This window comes from Pandoraea pneumonica (genome assembly GCF_902459645.1).
Classification (GTDB): Bacteria; Pseudomonadota; Gammaproteobacteria; order Burkholderiales; family Burkholderiaceae; genus Pandoraea; species Pandoraea pneumonica.
Window position 1 is genome coordinate 1,294,690 of record NZ_CABPSK010000001.1, and the last position, 22,413, is coordinate 1,317,102.

At 62.5% G+C, this 22,413-nt stretch carries 20 protein-coding genes; 6 read left to right on the top strand and 14 right to left on the bottom strand.

Annotated elements, in window-relative coordinates; translation table 11 throughout:
• Positions 1-22: 22 nt before the first annotated feature.
• Positions 23-502 carry a ribosomal protein S18-alanine N-acetyltransferase gene (rimI, locus tag PPN31114_RS05605; protein WP_150678454.1) on the bottom strand — a complete coding sequence of 160 codons (480 nt, stop codon included), beginning with the start codon at positions 500-502 and terminating at the stop codon, positions 23-25.
• Positions 502-1,272 (bottom strand): tRNA (adenosine(37)-N6)-threonylcarbamoyltransferase complex dimerization subunit type 1 TsaB, encoded by a 771-nt coding sequence (gene tsaB / locus PPN31114_RS05610; RefSeq protein WP_150678455.1) that lies wholly within the window; start codon positions 1,270-1,272, stop codon positions 502-504. Before tsaB ends, rimI begins: the two co-directional genes overlap by 1 nt.
• Positions 1,273-1,712: 440 nt before the next feature.
• Between tsaB and PPN31114_RS05615 the strand changes: the two genes are divergently transcribed.
• The gene (locus PPN31114_RS05615) at positions 1,713-3,590 is read left to right on the top strand and encodes a DEAD/DEAH box helicase (protein ID WP_246182407.1); all 1,878 of its coding nucleotides are present in this window, start codon (positions 1,713-1,715) and stop codon (positions 3,588-3,590) included.
• A 124-nt stretch (positions 3,591-3,714) separates the two neighbouring features.
• Here the strand turns inward: PPN31114_RS05615 and PPN31114_RS05620 are convergent, their stop codons facing one another.
• The 6 genes from PPN31114_RS05620 to PPN31114_RS05645 form a co-directional block, all read right to left on the bottom strand.
• Positions 3,715-5,070 (bottom strand): hypothetical protein, encoded by a 1,356-nt coding sequence (locus PPN31114_RS05620; RefSeq protein ID WP_150678456.1) that lies wholly within the window; start codon positions 5,068-5,070, stop codon positions 3,715-3,717.
• Positions 5,071-5,095: 25 nt separating this feature from the next.
• Positions 5,096-6,457, bottom strand: coding sequence for a hypothetical protein (locus PPN31114_RS05625; protein ID WP_150678457.1), 1,362 nt, complete (start codon positions 6,455-6,457; stop codon positions 5,096-5,098).
• Positions 6,458-6,633: 176 nt separating this feature from the next.
• On the bottom strand, positions 6,634-7,563 hold the full coding sequence (pip, locus tag PPN31114_RS05630; protein WP_150679178.1) for a prolyl aminopeptidase: 930 nt from the start codon (positions 7,561-7,563) through the stop codon (positions 6,634-6,636).
• Positions 7,564-7,807: 244 nt separating this feature from the next.
• Positions 7,808-9,151 (bottom strand): hypothetical protein, encoded by a 1,344-nt coding sequence (locus PPN31114_RS05635; RefSeq protein WP_150678458.1) that lies wholly within the window; start codon positions 9,149-9,151, stop codon positions 7,808-7,810.
• A gap of 233 nt (positions 9,152-9,384) precedes the next feature.
• A complete protein-coding gene (aceB, locus tag PPN31114_RS05640) occupies positions 9,385-10,983 on the bottom strand; it encodes a malate synthase A (RefSeq protein ID WP_150678459.1) in 1,599 nt (532 codons plus the stop codon).
• 112 nt (positions 10,984-11,095) lie between these two features.
• Positions 11,096-11,803, bottom strand: a complete 708-nt coding sequence (locus tag PPN31114_RS05645) for a haloacid dehalogenase type II (RefSeq protein WP_150678460.1) — start codon at positions 11,801-11,803, stop codon at positions 11,096-11,098.
• Positions 11,804-11,906: 103 nt separating this feature from the next.
• Here PPN31114_RS05645 and PPN31114_RS05650 point away from each other — a divergent pair, with 103 nt between their 5' ends.
• Together PPN31114_RS05650 and PPN31114_RS05655 are read left to right on the top strand one after the other, a co-directional pair.
• Positions 11,907-12,857: a LysR family transcriptional regulator gene (locus PPN31114_RS05650; RefSeq protein WP_150678461.1), complete on the top strand. Its 951-nt coding sequence runs from the start codon at positions 11,907-11,909 to the stop codon at positions 12,855-12,857.
• Between the two features lie 209 nt (positions 12,858-13,066).
• Entirely contained in the window at positions 13,067-13,501 is a 435-nt protein-coding gene (locus PPN31114_RS05655; RefSeq protein WP_174987857.1) for a universal stress protein, read from the top strand.
• A gap of 225 nt (positions 13,502-13,726) precedes the next feature.
• Here PPN31114_RS05655 and aceA read toward each other — a convergent pair whose 3' ends face one another.
• Together aceA and PPN31114_RS05665 are read right to left on the bottom strand one after the other, a co-directional pair.
• Positions 13,727-15,049 carry an isocitrate lyase gene (gene aceA / locus PPN31114_RS05660; protein WP_150678463.1) on the bottom strand — a complete coding sequence of 441 codons (1,323 nt, stop codon included), beginning with the start codon at positions 15,047-15,049 and terminating at the stop codon, positions 13,727-13,729.
• A gap of 367 nt (positions 15,050-15,416) precedes the next feature.
• Entirely contained in the window at positions 15,417-16,328 is a 912-nt protein-coding gene (locus PPN31114_RS05665) for a DMT family transporter (protein ID WP_150678464.1), read from the bottom strand.
• A 223-nt stretch (positions 16,329-16,551) separates the two neighbouring features.
• On the opposite strand from PPN31114_RS05665, the gene PPN31114_RS05670 reads away from it, so the two are divergent.
• Together PPN31114_RS05670 and PPN31114_RS05675 are read left to right on the top strand one after the other, a co-directional pair.
• Positions 16,552-17,358, top strand: coding sequence for an NADPH-dependent 7-cyano-7-deazaguanine reductase QueF (locus PPN31114_RS05670; RefSeq protein ID WP_150678465.1), 807 nt, complete (start codon positions 16,552-16,554; stop codon positions 17,356-17,358).
• Between the two features lie 74 nt (positions 17,359-17,432).
• On the top strand, positions 17,433-18,170 hold the full coding sequence (locus PPN31114_RS05675; protein ID WP_174987714.1) for a queuosine precursor transporter: 738 nt from the start codon (positions 17,433-17,435) through the stop codon (positions 18,168-18,170).
• 17 nt (positions 18,171-18,187) lie between these two features.
• On the opposite strand, the gene PPN31114_RS05680 is transcribed toward PPN31114_RS05675, so the two are convergent.
• Positions 18,188-18,649: a gamma-glutamylcyclotransferase family protein gene (locus PPN31114_RS05680; protein WP_150679179.1), complete on the bottom strand. Its 462-nt coding sequence runs from the start codon at positions 18,647-18,649 to the stop codon at positions 18,188-18,190.
• Positions 18,650-18,684: 35 nt separating this feature from the next.
• On the bottom strand, positions 18,685-19,179 hold the full coding sequence (gene rraA, locus PPN31114_RS05685; protein WP_150678467.1) for a ribonuclease E activity regulator RraA: 495 nt from the start codon (positions 19,177-19,179) through the stop codon (positions 18,685-18,687).
• A gap of 235 nt (positions 19,180-19,414) precedes the next feature.
• Between rraA and PPN31114_RS05690 the strand changes: the two genes are divergently transcribed.
• Positions 19,415-20,365 (top strand): AraC family transcriptional regulator, encoded by a 951-nt coding sequence (locus tag PPN31114_RS05690; RefSeq protein WP_150678468.1) that lies wholly within the window; start codon positions 19,415-19,417, stop codon positions 20,363-20,365.
• Here the strand turns inward: PPN31114_RS05690 and PPN31114_RS05695 are convergent.
• Together PPN31114_RS05695 and PPN31114_RS05700 are read right to left on the bottom strand one after the other, a co-directional pair.
• Positions 20,328-21,218, bottom strand: coding sequence for a LytR/AlgR family response regulator transcription factor (locus PPN31114_RS05695; protein WP_150678469.1), 891 nt, complete (start codon positions 21,216-21,218; stop codon positions 20,328-20,330). The two genes, PPN31114_RS05690 and PPN31114_RS05695, sit on opposite strands and share 38 nt — an antisense overlap.
• A gap of 27 nt (positions 21,219-21,245) precedes the next feature.
• Positions 21,246-22,409 (bottom strand): sensor histidine kinase, encoded by a 1,164-nt coding sequence (locus PPN31114_RS05700; protein WP_174987717.1) that lies wholly within the window; start codon positions 22,407-22,409, stop codon positions 21,246-21,248.
• Between the last annotated feature and the right edge of the window lie 4 nt (positions 22,410-22,413).

Here is a 22,413-nt window from a genome sequence, read left to right on the forward strand (position 1 = left end):
GCCAAACTCTTCCAGAATTGCTTTAGGCCACGGCACGATCGGTCTCCCACGACAGGCGCATTACGATGGCGTCTTCGCGACGCCCGCTAGCCGGATAGTATCCTTTGCGCCGGCCGATCTGCTCGAAGCCAAAACGCTCATAAATGCGCAGTGCACGCGAATTGGACGGCCGCACTTCCAGCAGTACGCCGCCCATGCCCTGCTCGCGCGACGTGCGCACAATTTCTTCGAGCAGCGCCACACCCAACCCATTGCCCTGCATTTCGGGGACGACACACACGTTGAGCAAGTGCGTCTCGTCGACGACGGGCATGAGCAAGAAATAGCCCAGCAGCGTGCCGTCGACAGCGCGCAGACACACGCCTTGGTGCCCGGCATCGAGCGAGTCGGCGAAATTCTGACGGGTCCACGGAAACGGGTACGCCCGCACCTCGACCGCGATGACTTCATCGAGGTCGGCCAGCGTCATCGGCGAGAAGTGATTCGGGCCGGTCTGGCGCATCAGGACGCCTCCTTGCCACCGGCCTGCGCCGCCGCCTGCTTAATGGCTTCGCGCTCGGCCGTCGTCTGGGCCACTTTATTGCGGATGTAGACCGGCATGGCCTGATCGGCTGGAATGGCCTCACCGCGAGCGAAGGCACGCGCGGCCAGCGTCGCGACATAGCGCGCACGCGGCATGGCGTCGGCCAGCACCGCCTGCGCTTGCTGGGCAGCGATCAGGCGATCGCCGAAGGCGACTGCGGCGTTGCCCGCTACGACAAAAGGCGTATCGGGCGCACGCACGAGTTCGGCAGCATCGAGCGATGGCGCTTGCGACTCGCGCCAATCGCCGGAATCCCCGGCGGCGTCATCCCATACGTAATCGGCCCAATAGGCTTCGTTCATGCGGGCATCGAGGGCAACGAGCACACGCTGCGTATCGACCCGTGCGGCGCGTGCCGCTTCGGCACAGGCGAGCAGTGTGCCGACCGGCACGACCGGCAAACCGGCACCGAAGGCGAGCCCTTGGGCCACGCCGCAGGCCGTGCGCAAACCGGTGAACGAGCCTGGCCCGGCGCCGAAGGCAATCGCATCGCAATCGGCAAGGGCGAGACCAGCCTCGCGCAAGACGTCGCGTGCGGCGGGAAGAATATGCGTACTGGAGACAGGGCCGGTGTCGAGGTGGCGCTCGACGACGAGCGCCGGCGCATCGCTGGCAGGGTCATGACGATACACGGCAACCGAACAAAACTCGGTCGAAGTATCGAGGGCAAGAAGCGTAATCGAAGACATGGCGCTATTGTAATCGGGCGCAGCGCGAGCCACCTAGCGGATCGACGCAAGAAACAGCCCACCCTTCGCGACCCGCCACCACCCGCCGCCGCCCGGGCGCCAACCACCGCGCGATGGGGCTTTTTCACCCCGTGTAAATGCCAACGTGCATTTCCCAAAAATATCAGGTATAATTCGCGCTTCGCTTTTCGGGGCACCATGTTGTACCCCATCAAGCGACGAAAACCGCGTTTTGCCCCAATCCTGTGATAAGCCGTTGTAGTAGTTCTTGCCGGTACTGGCGTTCTTAACCGAACGACCCGCCACCGTCCCCTGGCTTACGATACGGATTTCGATCCGCTTTCTGCCCCATCCGCGATTTGCTTCCTGCTTGCGACGAATTGGGTTTGCCGATTGGCGCCAACGCCCCAACGTAACCCTATCAATCCGCAAGAGGATTCATGGAACAGACATCCAAGATGTCTGCGCTCGCGCAGACCTATTTCCCTTCGTCCGAAGAAAACGCAATCGACGCCGCTCCGCAAGTTGAAACTGCGGCTGCTGTGGTTGCTGACGGCCCCACGTTCGCCGAACTCGGCCTGAACGAAGCCATTCTTTCGGCACTCAACACCGCCGGCTACACCAGCCCGACCCCCGTGCAGCAGCGTGCAATTCCCGCCGCGCTCGCCGGTCGCGATCTGCTGGTCTCGAGCCCGACCGGCTCGGGCAAGACCGCCGCTTTCATGTTGCCCGCCATTCACCGCTTTGCCGAAATGCAAGCCAGCGGCGATCTGGGCAACCGTGCCCCGGCAGCGCATCCGCGCAACCAACCGGCTGCCCCGGGCGAAAAGCCCCGCAAGGGCCAACGCATTCGCCGCGTCGCCGCGCAACCGCTGCTGCTCGTGCTCACGCCCACGCGTGAACTGGCTCAGCAGGTTTCGACCGCTGCCGACACGTACGGCAAGCAACTGCGCCGTCTGCGCACGGTGAGCATTCTGGGCGGTATGCCCTACCCGCGTCAGCTCGAAATGCTGGCCAAGCAGCCCGAAATCATCGTGGCAACGCCGGGCCGTCTGCTCGACCACATCTCCAGCGGCAAGATCGATCTGTCGCAACTGATGATGCTCGTGCTCGACGAAGCCGACCGCATGCTCGACATGGGCTTCATCGACGACATTCAGACGATTGTCGACGCGACGCCGGAAACGCGTCAGACGCTGCTGTTCTCGGCAACGATCGACGGCCGCCTGAGCGAAATCACGCGTCGTCTGCTGCGCGATCCGGAAACCATCGAGATCACGCGTAGCAACGACCAGCGCACCAACGAAAACATCGAACAGATGCTGCACTACGTGGACGACCGCTCGCACAAGGATCGTCTGCTCACGCACCTGCTCGGCAACGACTCGCTCGATCAAGCCATCGTGTTCACGTCGACCAAGCGCGACGCCGACCTGTTGGCCGATCAACTCGAGCAAGCTGGTTTCGACAGCGCCGCCCTGCACGGCGACATGCCGCAAGGCGTGCGTAACCGTACGCTGCGTGCACTGCGCGAGCGTAAGGTGCGCGTGCTGGTCGCGACCGACGTTGCCGCACGCGGCATCGACGTGCCGGGCATCACGCACGTGTTCAACTACGATCTGCCGAAGTTCGCCGAAGACTACGTGCACCGCATTGGCCGTACGGGCCGTGCCGGTCGCCGTGGTGTCGCCGTGAGCTTGGCCGCACACGCTGAAGTCGGCGCCGTGCGTCGCATCGAGCGTTACACGCGTCAACCGCTGCCGGTCAACGTCGTGGTCGGCTTCGAGCCGCGCCGCGCTGCACCGAAGGCCGGTGCTGGCACCGGTGGCAAGCGCCCGGGTCAAGGTCGTGGCGGTCCGCGTCACGGTCAAGGCGGTGGCGGCGGCCGTTGGAGCAACAACGGTCCGCGTCAAGGCGGCAACGGTGGTGGCGGTTATCAAGGCGGTCAGCGCTTCGGCGCAGGCAAGCCGGCCGGTGGCGCTTTCGAGCGCCGTGAAAACAGCGGCTACCAAGGCGGCGGTTACCAAGGTGGCTATCAAAGCGCCGGCGGTGAAGGCGGCAATGGTGGTAACGGTGGCAATGGCGGCTTCTCGAACGGCAGCGGCACCGACCGCTTCGAGCGTCGCGCACCGCGTCCGTTCGAAGGCAACCGTCAAGGTCAGGATCGTGGCACCCGCTCGTTCGAAGGCAGCGGCGGCGGCTACCGTCAAGACCGTGGCACGCGTAGCTTCGACGCCCCGCGTCAAGATCGCGGCGGCTACGGCGGCGGCAATCGTAACGGCGGCAACGGTGGCGGCTTCAAGCGTCGCGGCGACTAAATACTTGCGGCGCCGATCGTATCGGTTGGCGCCACAGGTCATGCGGTCGCGCTCGTCTGAGCGCTAAAGCATTCAACAACACCCCGGTAAGGTCGGACATCTGTCCCGCCTCCGGGGTGTTGTCTTATGGGGAAACCACCGGCTCCAACGGCAACAACGCGCGCAGCATGTCGACGCCCCGAACAATGTCCCCGTCCCGCAAGCCCTCCTCGCGCTGCGGATGCAGATTCTCCCGCGTCAACCGATTCGCGGTTTCCTCCGTAATCAGGTCGTAGACCGCATCGACGCCCTCGCCACAGTCGTCTCGTCTGAGCAGACACCACCGGACACGCTTACCCTGCTCAAACTTCTCGAACGATACGCAATCGCGTTCGAACTTGAAGTAGAGCGTCCCCATCTGCGTTCTAATGCCTGTGGTTTTCAGCGGAATCAACTTGGCGGCAATTTCGGATTCGAACGCCCGCCAGAGCACGCCGTTGGATCGCTGCTGCCGCATCGTCGATCCGGCAACCCCATCCCCCACGCTGCCGCCGTCACCCGGTACCTGCCCATATTTGTCGACATACGCACGGAACTCGTTAACCTTCAGGCGAATTTCCGCCGCGCGTGACACTCGGCCGTCCTTTTCGCAAGCCTCGGCGTACTGCGCACATGCGGTCACAACATCTGCACCGGTTTGCGTTGCCGCAAAAACTTCCCGCGACGCGGCGAGACACCGAAGCACTGCCGTTTGCCGGTCAGCGTCGGCAAATGCCCTAATCGCGCGGGCATAGCGCTCGGCCGCAATATCGACATACCCGGCTGCGGCATAGGCAGACGCGTCTTTTTCGTGGGTGCGCGCCAAGCTATCGAGTTCATTGCGATCCAGCGACCGGTAAGTCAACGCCAGCCAATCGCGAATCGACGAACCGGCCGTGTGTGCGCCATCCATCAGCGTTTCGTATTCGTGAGCGCTGATAGCACCTTCGCCTGCCCCGAAACACTCCGGCATCAATGGCAAGCGCAAGTCGACCCCCGGAATACATAACGTGATCAGCCCGCAGGAAAAGACTTCCGGCCGCTGTTTGAAAGGGGTATCCGACGACGGTCCAATCATGGCCTGCCGAACGTCCAAGGGCAGCTTTTGCAACAGATACAAGCTGCTCGCACCTGTCTGGCGCGGGTACTCCCCCAACTCGCGTAAGTGACGACGACCCAACGGGTTGGATGCGATATGACACCGGGCAAGCGCATCCAGAATCAATCGCTTTTGCGCGCCGTTCGTGAACAGGTCGGTGGCGCAATCCCGCAGGCCCATATGAGTCAGGTCGCATCGAAAACGCTCGAATGCCGCCCAGATTCGAAACGCGTTATCCGAGTGATCGCGCATCACTAACTCGAGCGCATCGGCATTTTTGCGCAACGCGTCGGCACGCATTTCACTTAACGCGCCACCGGGATACCCCTGCACCGGAAGACTTCTCGAAGGAATGGGTCGCATTGTCGAACCTCGGCTCGGTGGGCCTTCAGAACAGTAAGGGGGAGTGGAACGCGGCCAGCATGCCTGCCGCCGACACAATGTCGTCCTCGCACAAAGGCGCGCCCTCGGGGTGCATACGGCGTTTCTTCAGTGCGCTCGCCGTGTGTTCGGTGATCAGGTCGTACGCCAGCCCAGAGGCGATGTCGCGGCCGTCTCGCTTGAGCAAGCACCAGACATCCGTCGTCTCGGTCCCGAACGTCGCCCCTGACACAGGGTCGCGCGCCTCGGGGAAGTAAAGCGTTCCGAGCCGCGTCCGAACGCCCGTCGTTTGCAGCAACGACATGTGACAGCGAATCGCAACGTCGATGGCCTTGCGCAGGATGCCACCCTCCTTCGCGTCTTCGCACGAGAGCCCCAGCCTGAACAGACTCTCGTCGGCACTCGCCTCAGCCAAACATGCTTCATCGCGTTTGCCGAGTGACGCATACAGCCGCGCGATCGCACGCCCGACCATTTCCGCCTCGAAATGCCGCCCATACGGCCGACAGTTGTCGGCGTACCGCTGGCAGCGCGCGATGAGATGCGATGGATCGCCCGTCAGGGCAAAAATCTCGGCGGCGCGCGTCAGGCACCGCACCAACGCCTCTGGATGGGGAAGACCGGCAAAGACTTCGACAGCCTGCTCCAGCAACTGACCGGCAAGGTCGGCATGACCGGCCAATTGGTAGGTGCGCGCGTCCGTCTCGTGCTCGCACGCGAGTGCCACGCATTCGGCTTCGGTGCGTTGGTCGTGACGCTCGCTCAGGTATTGCCGGATGGACTTTCCGCCCGGGCCGCGGCCATCCATCAGCCATTCGAGTTCTTCGTCGGTCACCGCCCCTGCACCATTGCCGAAGCAATCCGGCATCAGCGGCAGGCGAAGCCCGATACCCGGAATCCACAATTGAATCGGCGGGCCGGACGCCGCCAATCTCGGCGGTTCTTCGCACAAGTTGTCCGGCATGGGCATCAGTGCGACCGAGCGCACGTCCTGCGCCAGCATGCGCAGCAGATACAAGCTGCTCTCGCCGGTACGCAGCGGATACTCACCCAAGTCGCTCAAATACCGGCGGCCTTCCTCGTACGACGCGACGTGACAGCGTGCCAACGCGTCGAGAATCGTTCGCTTATGAGAGCCGCACGTGAAGATGTCTTTGATGCAGTCCCAAGGCCCCATCTGCGTCATGGCAGCGCGGAACCGATCGAACGCGGCATGAACCACTCGCGGGTTGCCTGCCGCCTCGACCAGCGCATCGTCGATCACGCAAACGGCGTCGCTAATCGAATCGGCGCGCACGCCGCTCAACTGTTGCGCGGGATACCCCTGCACTTTCAAGGGCACAAACGGGATAGCGGGACTGGCCGGCATGGCAATGCCTCCGACGGAGCGAACACGGTGAAGGGCCGGTGTTCGACACCATCAGAGGCTAACTACGTTTGCGCTAGCCTGCCGTCGATCGCCGGAATGTCAGCGCCTCGACTATCGCGCCAGTCGTCGCACCAACATTCCAGAATTCGCCAAATCCACGGCGAGCCACTTCCCAACTACGCAAACCGGTCCGTCGCTTCAATCAACCAATGCAGAATCGTGGGTTCGTTAAAGGCGTGTCCCGCGTCTGGCGCCCAGAAGAAATCGGCTTCGGGCCATGCCTTGTGCAACTCCCATGCGGTGCGCGCAGGCGTCGCCACGTCGTAGCGCCCCTGCACGATGACACCGGGAATATTGCGTAACCGCCAGGCTTCGTCGATCAACTGATTGGGCTTGAGAAAGCCGTCGTGCACGAAGTAGTGGTTTTCGATGCGCGCAAAGGCAATCGCGTAGTGCGGATCGCCAAACGCTTCGGTGAGCGCGGCGTCGTGCAGCAACGTGATCGTGCTGCCTTCCCAAATGCTCCATGCCCGCGCCGCTTCGATCTTTGCGGCTTCGTCGCTGCCGGTCAGCCGTTTGCGATAGGCGCGCATCAAATCGCCGCGCTCTTCGAGCGGAATCGGCGCGAGGAAGGCATCCCACCGGTCGGGGAACAGCCACGACGCCCCCTCTTGGTAGTACCAATGCAGTTCCTCGCGGCGCACGGTGAAAATGCCGCGAACGATCAGTTCGCTCACCCGCGTGGGATGCGCCTGCGCATAGGCCAGCGCCAACGTGCTGCCCCACGAGCCACCCAATACCTGCCAACGGTCGTAACCGAACTTCTCGCGCAGCCGCTCGATGTCGCGCACGAGATCCCACGTGGTGTTGTGATCGAGACTCGCGTGCGGCAACGAGCGCCCGCAACCGCGCTGATCGAACAGCGTGACGCAATACTTTTGGGGATCGAACAGACGCCGCTGGTCGGGCGTGCAACCGCCGCCGGGGCCGCCGTGCAAGAAGACGGCGGGCTTGCCGCGCGGGTTGCCGCATTGCTCCCAGTAGATTTGGTGGCCGTCGCCCACGTCGAGCATGCCGCTCGCGAACGGGGCAACTGGCGGGTACATCTGCCGCAAACGCTCGGGGCGCGCTTCTGTGACACTGCCAACGCGGCGCCAGGCGGGTGACGCTGCCGCCGTCTCGGCAAGCGGAGTGCGGTGTGCATCGAATGGGGCGTCATCGGGAAAATCGGCTGGCATCGGCGTCCTCGCTTCCATCGTTCATGGTCAAAATGACGATGTTCAGTGTAGCGCGGCAACTTCGACAAGACAAAGCCGGTCCCAGGGGCACGGCAGCGACGCTACGGCGAAATTACGGAGACTCGCAGCTAACGAGCAATTCGAGCGCGGCGGCACTGCGTACGATATCGCCGTTCACCAACGGGTCACGGCGCAGCGGATGCATACCCCGCGCTTCGAGTTGCTTGGCCGTGGTCTCGGTGATGATTTCGTAATTGCGCTTGCCGTCGCGCGCCGCACGCAGCATCAGGCACCACCGCTCCCCTTCCCCAGCGTCGAATTCCGTCGCGGAAATCGAGTCGCACATATCGTCCATGAAAACCGTATGTACACCGGCAGACAGCCCTGTCGATGACAGCGCGTCGCGATTGCGCCGAATCACGGCCTCAAGCGCAGTGGCGACAGCGCTGTCGTCGGCAACGTCAGCAACGTCTTCTGCGCGCAGCCCCAAACGTCCCAAGCGCTCGTCCGCCCGCGCGCTATATTCGTCGGCCATCGCGCCCCTGCCGGCTTTCGCGTAGATGTCGGCAACGCCCTCATAAAGCGCGCCAGAAATGGCGTACTGCCCGGTCAGATCGCACGCGCGAGCGGCATCGACGACAGGCGCCGCGATCAGATGACTGTCTTTGCCCGACGGTTGGCAACCTCGCGCCAGATGCAAACACCGCAACGCTGCACCGTACTGACGGCCTTTGGCATAGTGCGCCATCGCCCGGTAGAACGCCGTCGCCGCTTCGTCGCGGCAGCCGCCCCGAAAGTAAGCCTCTCCCAAGAGGACGTCTTGCACGGCAACGTATGGGCGCTGTTCCTCCTGCACTGCCGAGTCTTTGCGCGCCATCGTTTCACGTATCGTCAGGCCGTTCTCCGACTCGATTTCCATGAGTTGATCGGTTTCATACTCACTCAACGCGCCATCGGCAGCGGAGAAGCACTGCGCGAGTAACGGCATGCGAAGCGGTGTGCCGGGAATACCGACCACGATCGTCGAGAGGCCGGACACCACCGGCGGACGATCTGGCGATGGTCCCAGCAAGCTGGCGCGTGCCGCGGGCGTGAAACGCTGCAACAGATGCAAACTTTGGTTTCCAACTTTTACCGGGTAGTCGCCTTTGTTGTGCAAATACCGCCGGCCGAATGGGTAAGTCGCGACATGACACCGTGCGACGGCTTTCAGCGTCTCGCGCTTCTGCGAGCCGCCTTGAAACAGGTCCACCAAGCGATCCCAGAAGCCCATGCGCGTGACTTCGTCGATGAACTTTTCGCATGCCTCTGCGTAGTTCAATGGCTCAGGCCCGCTTGTCATTGCAACGTCGAGCGTTGCGACACGCTCGGCAATGAGTTGCGCGCGTTGATCGCTGATTAGCTGACCGGGATATCCGCGCAACGGTAAGGCGGTTGCATCGATGAAATGACTCATTCGTGATCTGTGGGGTTGTGCTGAGGCGGTACGGAGCAAGCCGAACACCCTCAAGTCTCAGCGCAACGAGCACGCGTGAATTTCAGGTTTCGCCCAAGGCGTTGCAGCCAAACACGAAATGCTTCGCCCGAAATGCAAAGCGGGACGATGTTGTCATCGTCCCGCTTGCGCTTTCGTTTTCGCTTATGCTTGAGCCCCTATCCTTCAGACTCGTTCAGCCGATTCAACCGGCTTCAAACCTCTTCGTAGAGCGGCAGCGTCAGGAAGTCGACGAAGTCGTCGCTCGTGCTCATCTTCTCGAAGATCACAGCAGCGCGGTCGTACGACGGCGCCACTTGCCCGACCAGTTCCTTCACGTTGGCGAGCTCTTGCGGAATCAGTTCACGCACCAGTTCAGCGGTGACCTTGCGTCCGTCGTCGAGCTTGCCCTTCGGCGAGCGAATCCATTGCCAGACCTGCGAGCGCGAGATTTCGGCCGTGGCCGCGTCTTCCATCAGGTTGTGGATCGGCACGCAACCGTTGCCGTCGAGCCACGCGCCCAGATAGTGGATGCCGACGTTGATGTTGTTGCGCAGCCCCGCTTCGGTAATCGGCGCTTCCGGCTTGAATTCGAGCAGGTCGTGGCCCTTCACCTTCACGTCGTCGCGTTGCTTGTCGATCTGGTTCGGGCGATCGCCCAGCACCTTCACGAACTCTTCCATGGCCACCGGCACGAGACCCGGGTGAGCCACCCAGCCGCCGTCGTAGCCATCGGTCGCATCGCGTGCCTTGTCGCCGCGAATGCCCGCCATGGCCTTCTCGTTCGCTTCCGGGTCGTGCTTGATCGGAATCAGCGCGCTCATGCCGCCAATGGCCGGGGCGTTGCGGCGATGGCAAGTCTTGAGCAGCAACAGCGCATACGCGCGCATGAACGGCACCGTCATGTTGATGCGGCTGCGATCGGCCAAACAGAAGTCGGCGTCGACCTTGAACTTCTTGATGCACGAGAAGATGTAATCCCAACGGCCCGCGTTCAGGCCCGAGCTGTGTTCGCGCAGCTCGTACAGGATTTCATCCATTTCGAAGGCCGCGAGAATCGTCTCGACGAGCACCGTCGCTTTGATGGTGCCCTGTGCCACGCCGAGTTCGTTCTGCGCGAGCACGAACACGTCGTTCCACAGACGCGCTTCGAGATGGCTTTCCAGCTTCGGCAAGTAGTAGTACGGGCCAAAACCGCGTTCGAGCGATGCCTTCGCGTTGTGGAAGAAATGCAGACCGAAGTCGAACAGGCTGCCCGACATGCGCACACCGTCGACCGTCACGTGCTTCTCGTCGAGATGCCAACCGCGCGGACGCACGATCAGCGTGGCGACCTTGTCGTTCAGCTTGTAGTGCTTGCCGTTTTGTTCGAGGCTGATCTCGCCACGCACGGCGTCGCGCACGTTGATGTGGCCTTGCAACTGGTTGTGCCAGTTCGGCGTGTTCGAGTCTTCGAAGTCGGTCATGTAGCTGTCCGCCCCCGAGTTCAGCGCATTGATGATCATCTTGCGCTCGACCGGACCGGTGATTTCCACGCGGCGGCACTGGAGTGCGGCGGGCAGCGGCGCGATACGCCAGTCGGCGTCGCGAATGGCTTGTGTTTCCGGCAGAAAATCAGGCACTTCGCCAGCGTCGAGGCGTGCTGCGCGCTCGACACGCGCGGCCAGCAGTTGTTGACGGTGCGGCTCAAACGCACGGTGCAGTTTGGCGATGAACGCGAGCGCGTCGGGGGTCAGAATCGCTTCGTATTCAGGACGAACATCGGTGTTAGCGTCGACATGCAATTGCATGCCGGGGGGCAACGTCAGGGACATCAGGGATCTCCAGCTAGCTCGATTTATATAAGGGCGTGCGCCGCAAGGAAAAACATCAGGGGCTTTGCACAAGTGGCTTAACGCGCCATGCCGTTTTCTACGGCTATGAGCGTTAAGCGCGCCCGCCCGTCAGTGTCTCGACAAAACGCTGCAAGTCGCGCATATCGCGCCCCATCCCTTGCGGCGTCACGCCGAGTTGTTCGACCGGCAGCCCAGCACGATTGACCCAAAACGTCGGGTAACCGAACCAGGTGGCACCGGCCGCGTCCCAGCCGTTGCTGGAAACGAAAACGATGGACTCGACCGGCAAGCCGAACGCGGCCGGGCCAAGTTGATAGGCCTCAGGGGCCGTTTTGTATTTGCGTACCGCGTCGACCGAAAGCACGTGATCGAACAGGTCTTTGATGCCCGCGCTCTTCAGGCCGATGTCGAGCATCTGCGGATTGCCGTTGGAGAGCACACCCAGCTTGAGACCTGCGGCGCGTAAGGCGCGCAGCACGGGTGGGTTTTCGGGGAACACGGACAAGCAGGTGTACTCGTCCATCAAACGCTTCTCCGCTGCGGGCGTGAGCGTAAGGTTCAGTCGGGCGGTGGCATAGCGCAGCGCGTCGACGGTGATGTCCCAGAACGGGCGGTAACGTTCGCCCTGCGGCCCCGAAAGCGTACGCAATTGCGTGTACTCGATCTGCTTGGTGCGCCACAGTTCGGCGAGCGCCGCCCCGCTGCCGGGAAACTGCTGCTCGGCGGCGGCCGCGACGGAATAAACGTCGAATAACGTGCCGTACGCGTCGAAGATCACTGCCTGAATTCGGGAAGCCATAGGTATCACCTGTCTTTGCGGGTCGATTGTATTATTCATACCGAACGTCATAAAAGAGCCAAAAAATCACTTTATCTTTGACTTTTTAGTACATAATCGCCGCGTGGACCGCTTCAAACAAATCGAAACCTTCGTCGCCGTGGCCGCCAAAGGCAGCCTGTCGGCGGCTGCCGCCATGGAAGGCGTGGCCCCGGCCGTGATCGGTCGGCGTATCGACGCGCTCGAAACCCGTTTAGGGGTGAAATTGCTCGTGCGCACCACGCGGCGCGTGACGCTCACCTTCGAAGGGTCGGCCTTTCTTGAAGACTGTCAGCGCATCCTGCACGAGATGCACAACGCTGAGAGTGCGGTGTCTGCCGGGGGCGTCAAGGCCAGCGGGCATTTGCGCCTGTCGGCACCGGCGGGCTTCGGCCGACGTCACGTGGCCCCGTTGCTGCCAGTATTTATCGAAACGCATCCCGACGTGACGGTCACGCTCGATTTGTCCGACCGGCTCGTCGATCTGGTCAACGAGGGCTTCGACTGTGCGATTCGGCTGGGCGAGTTGCCCGATTCGAGTCTGGTGTCGCTGCGGCTTGGGGAAAATCGGCGTGTCTGCGTCGCCGCGCCCGCCTATCTGGCCAGACGCGGCACGCCCGAATCGCTCGAAGCGCTCGCCCGTCATAACTGCCTCGCCTTCGGCTCGACCGCCAACCAGCAGCGTGGCTGGACCTTCTCGCAAGACGGCAAGGTGGTCACCATCCGCGTGAACGGCACGATGGAATGCACCGACGGCGCGGTGCTACACGACTGGTGCCTAGACGGCTACGGCCTCGCGTGGCGGTCTTGGTGGGAGGTTGGCGACGACATTCGCGCGGGCCGCCTCGTGACCGTGCTCGACGCCTTCGCGGCCCCGCCTATCGGTATTCACGCCGTGTTTCCGCAGCGCCGCCACTTGCCGCTACGCGTGCGGCTGTTCATCGATCACCTCAAGCATCACTACAGTAGTCCGACGTACTGGCAGGACGAGCGCGTCGATTCGACGCAGGCGGCAGAAGGAACGTTTGTCACTTAAAGTGCGTCCGACGCATAAGGGGTAGCATCGGGTTTGCCCCCGTTGTTGCGCCGCGCCAAAGCCATAGAATCGAAGCGAAGGGTCCATCGGGGATGTCGGTTTGGCCGGGTTGCCACACCGAACGAACCGACGGACTGGGTGCAAGACCGTAAGACCTGCGCGAGCCTGTGAACGCGTGTTCAGCAACGCCAACTGCGGGAGGTCATATGTTGTTTACCCATATCCTCATTCCGACCGACGGCTCGGAGCTATCTCAAAAAGCCGTCAACGGCGGACTCGAACTGGCACGCGCCCTCGGCGCAAGAGTGACCGGTTATTGTTGTCTCGCCGAATATCCCTACTCCCCATTTAGCGAATACGTCCTCGAAGCGCCGGCCACGTTCAGCGAACGCATTGCTGAAGAGGCGTGCTCGCATCTCGACAAATTGGCCGAATCCGCCGCGGCGGCTGGCGTGCCATTTCATCGCGACACTTCCACGTTCCCTGCCCCGTACCTCGGCATCATCGACGCCGCCGCGCGCCATGGGTGCGACGTCATCCTCATGGCGTCGCACGGCAGGCGCGGCCTCTCGAGCCTGCTGCTCGGCAGCGAGACGCAACGCGTGCTCGTGCATTCGAAAATTCCCGTCATCATCTATCGCTGACGCTGCGGCGAACATGAAAAAAGGCCCGTGAGCGGGATAAGCTCACGGGCCTCTTCTCGTCTGGCGTGCACTGCAACCCTGACGACGACGGGACACGCCGTCAAAGCCGCCCCGGTCGGATAGACCGGGATGCGCGGTCGAAGCGCGGCGACGTTCCGCTCACGACGATGTGCCCCCACGACGCATCCTCGCTGGCGGGCGCCGCTGCGCCCTCCCTCAGCCCGATCAGGCTGCTTTGACCTGCGCCTTCTTTTCGTCGAAGAACTGTTCGTCCTCCGTCGAACCCTTCAGGGCCGTGGTCGATGCGTCACGCTCGATGGTCTGCGTAACGGCGTCGAAGTAGCCCGTACCCACTTCACGCTGGTGCTTCACTGCCGTGAAGCCCTTGTCGGCAGCGGCGAATTCCGCTTCCTGCAACTCGACGAAAGCGCTCATCTGACGGCGGGCGTAGCCGTGGGCCAGATTGAACATCGAGTAGTTCAGGCTGTGGAAACCGGCCAGCGTGATGAACTGGAACTTGTAGCCCATGGCACCGAGTTCCTTCTGGAACTTGGCGATGGTCGCGTCGTCGAGGTTCTTCTTCCAGTTGAACGACGGCGAGCAGTTGTACGACAGCATCTTGCCCGGGAAATGCTTGTGAATGCCTTCGGCAAACTGTTTGGCGAACTCGAGGTCCGGCTTGCCGGTTTCGCACCACACCAGATCGACGTACGGGGCATAGGCCAGACCGCGCGAGATGGCCTGATCCAGACCGTTACGCGTGCGGTAGAAGCCCTCGACCGTGCGCTCGCCGGTGCAGAACGGCTGGTCGATCGGATCGACGTCGGCGGTGATCAGGTCAGCGGCTTCCGCGTCGGTACGGGCGATGAGCACCGTCGGCACGCCCAGCACGTCGGCCGCGAGACGCGCAGCGACCAGCTTGGCGACGGCTTCGCGCGTCGGCACGAGCACCTTGCCGCCCATGTGACCGCACTTCTTCACCGAGGCAAGCTGATCTTCGAAGTGAACACCAGCGGCGCCCGCTTCGATCATCGACTTCATCAATTCGAACGCGTTGAGCACGCCGCCGAAACCGGCTTCAGCATCGGCCACGATCGGCGCGAAGTAGTCGATATAGCCTTCGTCGCCCGGGTTCTTGCCTTCCTGCCATTGAATCTGGTCGGCACGCGTGAACGTGTTGTTGATGCGGCGCACGACCTGCGGCACCGAGTTCGCCGGGTACAGCGACTGGTCGGGGTACATTTCGCCCGCGAGGTTGGCGTCGCCGGCCACTTGCCAGCCCGACAGGTAAATGGCCTGAAGACCGGCCTTGACCTGCTGCATCGCTTGGTTACCCGTCAGTGCGCCCAAGGCGTTCACGAACGGCTGCTCGTTGATCTGGGTCCACAGGCGCTCGGCACCACGACGGGCCAGCGTTTGCTCCGGCTGGATCGAACCACGCAGACGCACCACGTCTTCTGCCGTGTAGCCACGCTTGACGCCTGCCCAGCGCGGATTGTTCGCCCAGTCTTGCTCGAGTTGCTTCACTTGTTCTTGACGCGTCGTCATGGTGATCTCTCCTGGTTTCTCAATACAAATAAAAGAGGGGTATCTCTTTGCTGCCCTATTTCCGCTCGGTCGCTGTCACTGGCAGTTGACCGCTTTTTGCGTCTCCGGATCGGCAGGTCTTGTATAAGAGTTTAGGGATTCTTCACGCATCGCAACAGAACGAATTCCGCACTCAAAGCATATTTTTAACTTATATAAATCAAATAGATAACAAAATATTTTTGCGATATGAAACGATATTTCCCTTCCTGAAATCATCCCGTTGTGCCAAGCAGCGCAAATTTTTACGCACCGCAACCACATTCCACATCATGAAAAAAGGCCGGTAACGCGAGTTACCGGCCTTGGCGATTCAGTAATGAAGGTGTCAGGGCGTAGCGCGACTCGCTGCCGGGACGGCTTTGGGCGGCTTGCAGACGAGCCACACGGCCAGCGCAATAAAGCAACCGCCGACCAGGTGGGCATAGGTGACAGCTTCGTTGAGGAACAGTGCACCCCACAGCACGCCGAACGGCGGAATCAAGAACGTGACCGTGAGCGAGCGCAACGGCCCGAGATCGGCAATCAGCCGGAAGAACAGCACGTAGGCCAATGCGCTACAAACGAAACCCAGCGCCGCCATGGCCGCCCAGACGCCGCCCGTGGCCGGTCCCGGCATACCGGTCGTGGCCGAGACATAGCCGAAGAACGGCAGTAGCACCACGGCGGCACCCAGTTGGCTGCCGAACGCCACGAGCTTGGCGTCGAGACCGCCACGCTCGGTGATCCAGCGCCGGGTCAGATACCCCGCAAGCCCGTAGCACGACGTGGCAACGAGACACGCGAGTGCGCCCATCACGACCGGCCCGGACATCTCCACCGGCCCGGTGCGGGTGAGCACTGCCACGCCGATCAAGCCGAGCAGCACGCCGAGCCCTTTCGCGCCGGTCAGTCGCTCGCGGAAGAACACCACACCGATGAGCACGCCCATCAGCGGCGTTGTCGCATTAAGAATGGAGGAGTACCCGGCAGGCAGCACCCGTGCGGCCAGACAGTACATGACGAACGGGATGCCGGAGTTGATCACGCCGAGCACCATCGATGCCCCGAGCAACCCCTTGAACTGCCAGCGCACGCGCAGGACCAGCAGAATTACGGCCAGCCCCAGCGCCCCGAGGGAGACGCGAAAGAACGCGGTCGGCAGCGGCCCGAGTGCTGGCACGATGATGCGCATGAATAGGAAACTCGCGCCCCAGATGGCGGAGAGCGTTAGCAAACGGGCAATGTCGGACGAACGCATCGTATGAGAAGCGGCGCATGGGCCGCTTATGGCTATCAGAATGCGTGAATGCTCCCACAACCGCCGGTGCTTGGCTGGTCATAATCGGACATGGCGGCATGGAGCTCATGGGAAATTGCCGTCATGTCGTGTGTCCCCGCGGTATTTCGGAATCAACGCATTGAATGCCCCCGCGCCCCTGCGTTAAGTTCGACCGTCGAACTTTCGGAAGAGACCCCGCCCCATGATCACGGAATCCAAGGCTGTACCGCCCCTCCACCCGCTATCTCGCGCACGCCTGCGCAGTGCTCAGAGGCACGGTACCGGTGCTCGCGAAATGCGCGGCTACGACCTCTGGAACGACTATGAAGTCGCGTGGCTGGATATGCATGACAGACCGCAAATCGCGGTGCTAGAGCTCGTAATTCCCTGCGATTCGCCCTTCACATTGGAGATGTCCGACGCACGGCGATATTTCTCGACGCTGCGCGAGCAGCAGTTCGAATCGACGGAGGCGCTTGAAGCCCACGTTGCCGGTGAGATAACGCGCTGTCTGAATGCCTATGTCCTTGTGCGGGCGACACCTGTTCGGCAAGCGGTGCGCGTCACCCGCCACGGCGATCCTGATCACGTAAATCTCGACACCGAACCGGTGGGCATCGTACGCGGCGGCGTGCAGCCTGACTTGCTGCGCAACACGTATGACGTTGGCGATACCGGCACGGGGCTGGCGCATGAATGCCTGAGTTCCGATCTGCTAAGTTCACGTTGCCCGCTCACTGGCGGTATCGACTACGGCACCATTTGGGTCGATTACACTGGCGCCCCGATATGCCGTCGATCGCTGCTCGCTTACGTGCTGTCGTTTCGGGACAGCGAGATGTTTCACGAGCAATGCGTAGAAACGCTCTTTCACGATGTACTCGCCCGTTGCGCGCCCACTAGACTCACGGTCGGCGCACGGTTCACGCGCAGACACGGCCTCGATATCAACCCTGTGCGCTCGACACATGCCGCGTCCATTCGTAACGTCCGCACCATACGCCAATGACCGAACTTTCATCAGGCACGGAATCCGACGCGGTACATCTGCCGCCGATCGCTCACCGGCCAAGACGCGATCAAATGAAGCAAGCCACGCGCATCACGCCTGCCGTCATCGGTCTGGCCATCGCGTTCGTGAGTTTCTTGCTGATCTCCAATGCGCTGGGGGCGCGCGTGTGCGAAGTCGTGTTGCCCTGGACGCTCTCAGGCGAACCATTGCGCCTGACATTTTCGGCGGCCCTTATTAGCTTTCCCTTTGCCTACCTGTTTGCGTCGGTACTCACCGAGGTGTACGGGTATCGCATTAGCCGAGTGGTGATCTGGAGCGGACTGGCCGCCAATTTGATCCTCGTGGGCTTTCTGTGGCTGATGTCGCTGTTGCCCACGCAGCCCGAATGGGCCGCACAGACCGGGTTCACCGACGACGTGCAGCGGCATTGGTTCGAAGCCGTCGCGCATATGTTCGTGGCTTCGGTATCGGCGTGTTTTGTCGGTGAGTTTGCGAATGCCGCCACGCTCGCGCGCATGAAGGTGGCAATGCATGGCCGCTGGGCTGGCCTGCGCATCATGACGGGCAGCGCACTGGCGGCATTCCTCGATACGCTCGTTTTCGTTTTGATCGCGTTTGCTTACGTGCTTGATACCGACGCCATGGTCCGCATGATCGGCCTTGAGTTCGTCTTCAAGTGTGGATTGCAGTGGCTGGTGTTGCCGCTCACGGTGGGGCTGGCCCGCCTGCTCAAGCGCCTGGACGGTATCGATCACTACGACGTCGGGACGTCGCTCAATCCGTTTGCGCTTCGGGTGCGAGACGAGTAGACAAGGCCACGCCCCCGTCAGACCGCGCTGGGCTCCCGCGACTTCCGGTAATTCACCCAGTCGCCGCCAGCAATGCGAGGCAGCCCTGCCACCGCTGCCTCGTTCACGGGATAGACGATGCAGCGGTAAGTCTGCCCATCGCAATCCACGTCGTGCAGTTCACGCACAAATAGCCCCGCTTCGCCCGGATAGACCTCTTCGATCTCGTCGAGCACGGCGACCAGCGCCGCCGGAATGCGGTAGATGTCGCCCACCGTTTGCTCGCCTGCGTTCGCCGACAGGACCATGCCCGGATAACGGCCGAAGTCGTAGAGCCGCCCGCCCAGTGCCGACGTGCCCACATACGCCGGTGCCGGTAGTTGGTGACGCTCCGCCGCCCGCATCATGTCGTTGATCTCGCCCGCGCGCAGCGTGCCGTAGACGAACACGTAGATCGCCGCGTCGTTCGCGCTTACCGTGTCGGTCGCGGCTTCCGTCATCGCCGTGCTCGTGGTGCCGTCGATATTCTGCTGCGTCATACCAGCGCCTCCGTCGAGACGAGAATGCCGTCGATGTCGCTATAGATCCATTCACCGGGACGGACCAACTCGCCCGCGATATCGACAATCAGATCCGTCTGACCCGCGCCGAGCTTCACACTCTTGCGCGGATTCGTCGCGAGCGCCCGCACGCCGATGGCACAGGCTTCGAGTTCCTCGGTATCGCGTACGGCGCCGTTCACCACAATGCCCGCCCAACCATGCTTCTCACCCAGTTGCGCGAGATTGCCGCCCACCAGCGCGCAACGCAGCGAACCGCCACCATCGACCACCAACACCCGGCCATTGCCCGGCGTCTCGAGCGCCGCACGCACGAGCGAGTTGTCTTCGAAAACCTTCAGCGTGGCCGCAGGCCCCGCGAAGCGGCGGGCCTGACCGAGCAACAGGAAACCCGGTTGCAATACGCGCAGACGGCCGTCGGCCAGCGCATCTTCATGGGCATCACACAAATCGCAGGTGGCGAAATTCATGGCAAGTATCCGATTTGAAGGGTCTTGAGAGAGGGATTGCGATGGACGAACGTGCGATGTCCGAACGACAAGCGCGTCATCGGCGAAACGAGCATTGGCATCGATCATAGCGCCTCGGCTAATCGGAAAGCCAACGCGCCGATCACGCACTCGAGGTTTACCTCGATGTGACATCCGCCAACACGATCAGACGGCTGAATTACACTTATGGCACACGAATTGTCGCGCTTACGCCATGCCAAGTTCTTTGCGCTTTCCGACTGACCTGCCTAACTCTGGATCGGCGGGACCGGCACTACCCGCTACGGCAGCTACGCCTGGTACGGGTGCTACGGACGCCACTGCCGCCACGGCCGCCAACGCAGCCACGCCAGCGAAGCACGTCGTCCCGCCCGAGTACGCTCCCACGCCCGAGCGGCCGGTGCGGCTGCGGGCGCGACCGATTCCCGACAATATGTACGTGCCGGATCACCGCCATGCCTGGGCACAGGTGGCCTACACACCGCGTGGCGTCATCCAGATTGCCGTGTCCGATGCCGCATGGATCGTGCCGCCGTCGCGGGCGATCTGGATTCCGCCCGATGTCGAACACAGCTTGCAGGTCAACGAGCCGTCGTATCTGCGCACGCTCTACGTGCATCGCGACTTTATTCCGGCGGGGCTCGACCACTGCCGCGTGGTGGAAGTCTCGGCGCTGCTGCGCGAGTTGATTGCCGCGATCGATGTGCCCGAAGACGAACTCGACGCCGCTCGCGAGCAACTGCTCGGCGGCCTGATTCTCGATGAATTGCGACGTGCGTCGCCGCTTCCGCTGGAAGTGCCGCTGCCGCGCGACAAGCGTCTGCTGACGCTGTGCAACGCCATGCTGGCCGACCCCGCACGCGCTTGGACGCTCGACCAATGGGCCCGCTACGCCGGTGCCAGTCCACGCACGATCGGACGCCTGTTCCGGCAAGAACTCAATATGAGTTTCGTGCAATGGCGGCAGCAAGTAATTCTGGCGCAAGCCATTCCGCTCGCCTCGAAGGGCTACCCGCTCGCGCGCATCGCACGCGAGTTGGGTTATCGCAGCCAGAGCGCGTTCTCGGCCATGTTCAAACGCACCTTCGGGCGCACCCCGAGCGAGTTCTTCGCGACCGCACCGGACGCTACATCTGCCGGAACAGGTGCGCGTACTGACGACTGACTGCGACGCGGTCTTTACGCCGCTTTAGTTTGAGTGTGAGGCGGCCCAGCGGCGTGTGCTGGGCACTCACCACTTCGGCAACGTTAACCACAGTGCTGCGGTGCACTTGCCAGAAGCGCGACGGATCGAGTTGAGGCAGCAGTTCGCGCAGACTCGTGCGAATCAGCAAATCGCCGTCCGTCGTCGCGACCACCACGTATTTGTCCGCTGCTTCGAAGAAACACACTTCCTCCACCGGCACGATGCGAATCTCGTCGCCCACCGACGCACGCACGAAGCGAAGGTACTCGCCGCTCGAAGACAACGGCGCCGGTGGCGCGTCAGTCGTTGCATTCGCCTCGGGGGATCGATGGGTGCCGTTGGCCCCGTCCGCGAGCTGAGCACTGCGTGCCCCGTTCGCGCCTCCGCCCTGCCCAGCCTCATCTTCCAAATGCGTGCGAAGCGTGGCGAGTAACTGCGAGAGCGTGTCGTTTTTCGGTGCTGCGAGCCGTTCGCGCAACCGGGCAACGGTACGCGCGAGACGGTCGGGTTCCACCGGCTTGAGCAAATAGTCGATGGCCGCCGCGTCGAAAGCATCTAACGCGAAGCGATCGAACGCGGTGACGAACACGATTTGCGGTGGCCGCGTGAGCCGCGCACAGGCGCGCGCCACGTCGAGCCCCGTCGCGCCGGGCATCGCAATGTCGAGAAACACCACGTCCGGCTGTTCCTGCGCAATGGCGGCAATGGCCGACGTACCGTCGGGTGCCGCCGGTAACACACGCAAGTCGGGCCACGCCTGCGCGAGCATGGCACGCAGGGCGTCGGCGAGTAACGGCTCGTCTTCGGCAATCAGGGCGACGGGGGATGTCATGCACTCCACTCTCGGGGAACCAAAAATCTATGCCGTTGCCCGCCCGGACGACTCCACGGGCAAGCGCAACGTTGCGACGACACCCTGCGGCACACCCTCGGCGAGCGTGAGACGCGCCTTGTCGCCATAGAGCACGCGCAGGCGCTCTCGAATATTCGTCAGACCGATACCGTGACCGGCGGCCTCGTCCGGGACAGGCGATGCCGGAGAGGCCGACATGTTGCGAAACCCCGCGCCGTCGTCGCTCACCTGCAACACCACAAACTGTGTACCTGTCTCATCCACTTCGCCATGCGCACTCACCCGCACGGTGCCCCCTTGGCTGCGCGGCTCGATGCCATGTTTGATCGCGTTTTCGACCAGCGGCTGTACCAGCATCGGCGGCATCTTCAGCGCGCGGCAATCGTCGGGCAGATCGAGCGAATAGCGCAGACGTTCGCCAAAACGCACCTGCTGGATCGCGAGCAACGCGTCGAGCAACGCGAACTCGTCGGCCAGCGAAATCGTCTCGGCGCGTGTGGCGGCCAGCGATGCCCGCAAGAACCGATTCAGATGCCCGAGCAAGACGCGCGCACGCACCGGGTCGCTGGCAATCAACGAATCGAGATTGGCCAGCACGTTGAACAGAAAATGCGGTTCGAGTTGCGCCTGCAACGTCTGCAACTGTGCGCGCACGAGTTGCTTCTCGGCCGCCGATTCGCGCAGCGCCTGCTGTGCCGCGGCGGCGCGTAACTGCGCAAGCCGTGCACGCGACCAGCCGTGATACGTGCCGATGCCCGTCGCCAGCAACGCGATGAGCAAGACGATCGGCGTGGTGTGGCCATTCAACGGACGCCACAGCGTCATGGGCAGCCCCAGCAACAGCGTGCCCAACGTGATGCCGCCGACCAACCCTGCCGAACAGCCGAACGCCACCAGCAGCAAGAACGGCACGATGGGTGGCTCGCCGCTACGCCAAAGCGCGCGCCGTCCGCCATCGATCAACACGGTAATGGTGATGCCGATGCACTGGCTGAACACGAAGTTCTGCCACATCGTGCCGCCGAACCCGATCAGCTTGAGTATCAGGGCGATGGCGGTATTGAAGAGGATCACGCCGACCAATTCGCGAAGAAACGTCTGCCAAAGCCCGCGCGCCGGTTTGGTGGTGGCTGGCTGAGTCGTCTCGACGGGTTGCGGTTGTCTCATCATCGTT

Excerpts from the sequence above, each read along its gene's own strand:
- rimI (WP_150678454.1), bottom strand. The coding sequence starts at position 502 with ATGCGCCAGACCGGCCCGAATCACTTCTCGCCGATGACGCTGGCCGAC.
- tsaB (WP_150678455.1), bottom strand. The coding sequence starts at position 1,272 with ATGTCTTCGATTACGCTTCTTGCCCTCGATACTTCGACCGAGTTTTGT.
- PPN31114_RS05615 (WP_246182407.1), top strand. The coding sequence starts at position 1,713 with ATGGAACAGACATCCAAGATGTCTGCGCTCGCGCAGACCTATTTCCCT.
- PPN31114_RS05620 (WP_150678456.1), bottom strand. The coding sequence starts at position 5,070 with ATGCGACCCATTCCTTCGAGAAGTCTTCCGGTGCAGGGGTATCCCGGT.
- PPN31114_RS05625 (WP_150678457.1), bottom strand. The coding sequence starts at position 6,457 with ATGCCGGCCAGTCCCGCTATCCCGTTTGTGCCCTTGAAAGTGCAGGGG.
- pip (WP_150679178.1), bottom strand. The coding sequence starts at position 7,563 with ATGTACCCGCCAGTTGCCCCGTTCGCGAGCGGCATGCTCGACGTGGGC.
- PPN31114_RS05635 (WP_150678458.1), bottom strand. The coding sequence starts at position 9,151 with ATGAGTCATTTCATCGATGCAACCGCCTTACCGTTGCGCGGATATCCC.
- aceB (WP_150678459.1), bottom strand. The coding sequence starts at position 10,983 with ATGTCCCTGACGTTGCCCCCCGGCATGCAATTGCATGTCGACGCTAAC.
- PPN31114_RS05645 (WP_150678460.1), bottom strand. The coding sequence starts at position 11,803 with ATGGCTTCCCGAATTCAGGCAGTGATCTTCGACGCGTACGGCACGTTA.
- aceA (WP_150678463.1), bottom strand. The coding sequence starts at position 15,049 with ATGACGACGCGTCAAGAACAAGTGAAGCAACTCGAGCAAGACTGGGCG.
- PPN31114_RS05665 (WP_150678464.1), bottom strand. The coding sequence starts at position 16,328 with ATGCGTTCGTCCGACATTGCCCGTTTGCTAACGCTCTCCGCCATCTGG.
- PPN31114_RS05670 (WP_150678465.1), top strand. The coding sequence starts at position 16,552 with ATGATCACGGAATCCAAGGCTGTACCGCCCCTCCACCCGCTATCTCGC.
- PPN31114_RS05675 (WP_174987714.1), top strand. The coding sequence starts at position 17,433 with ATGAAGCAAGCCACGCGCATCACGCCTGCCGTCATCGGTCTGGCCATC.
- PPN31114_RS05680 (WP_150679179.1), bottom strand. The coding sequence starts at position 18,649 with ATGACGGAAGCCGCGACCGACACGGTAAGCGCGAACGACGCGGCGATC.
- rraA (WP_150678467.1), bottom strand. The coding sequence starts at position 19,179 with ATGAATTTCGCCACCTGCGATTTGTGTGATGCCCATGAAGATGCGCTG.
- PPN31114_RS05690 (WP_150678468.1), top strand. The coding sequence starts at position 19,415 with ATGCCAAGTTCTTTGCGCTTTCCGACTGACCTGCCTAACTCTGGATCG.
- PPN31114_RS05695 (WP_150678469.1), bottom strand. The coding sequence starts at position 21,218 with ATGACATCCCCCGTCGCCCTGATTGCCGAAGACGAGCCGTTACTCGCC.
- PPN31114_RS05700 (WP_174987717.1), bottom strand. The coding sequence starts at position 22,409 with ATGATGAGACAACCGCAACCCGTCGAGACGACTCAGCCAGCCACCACC.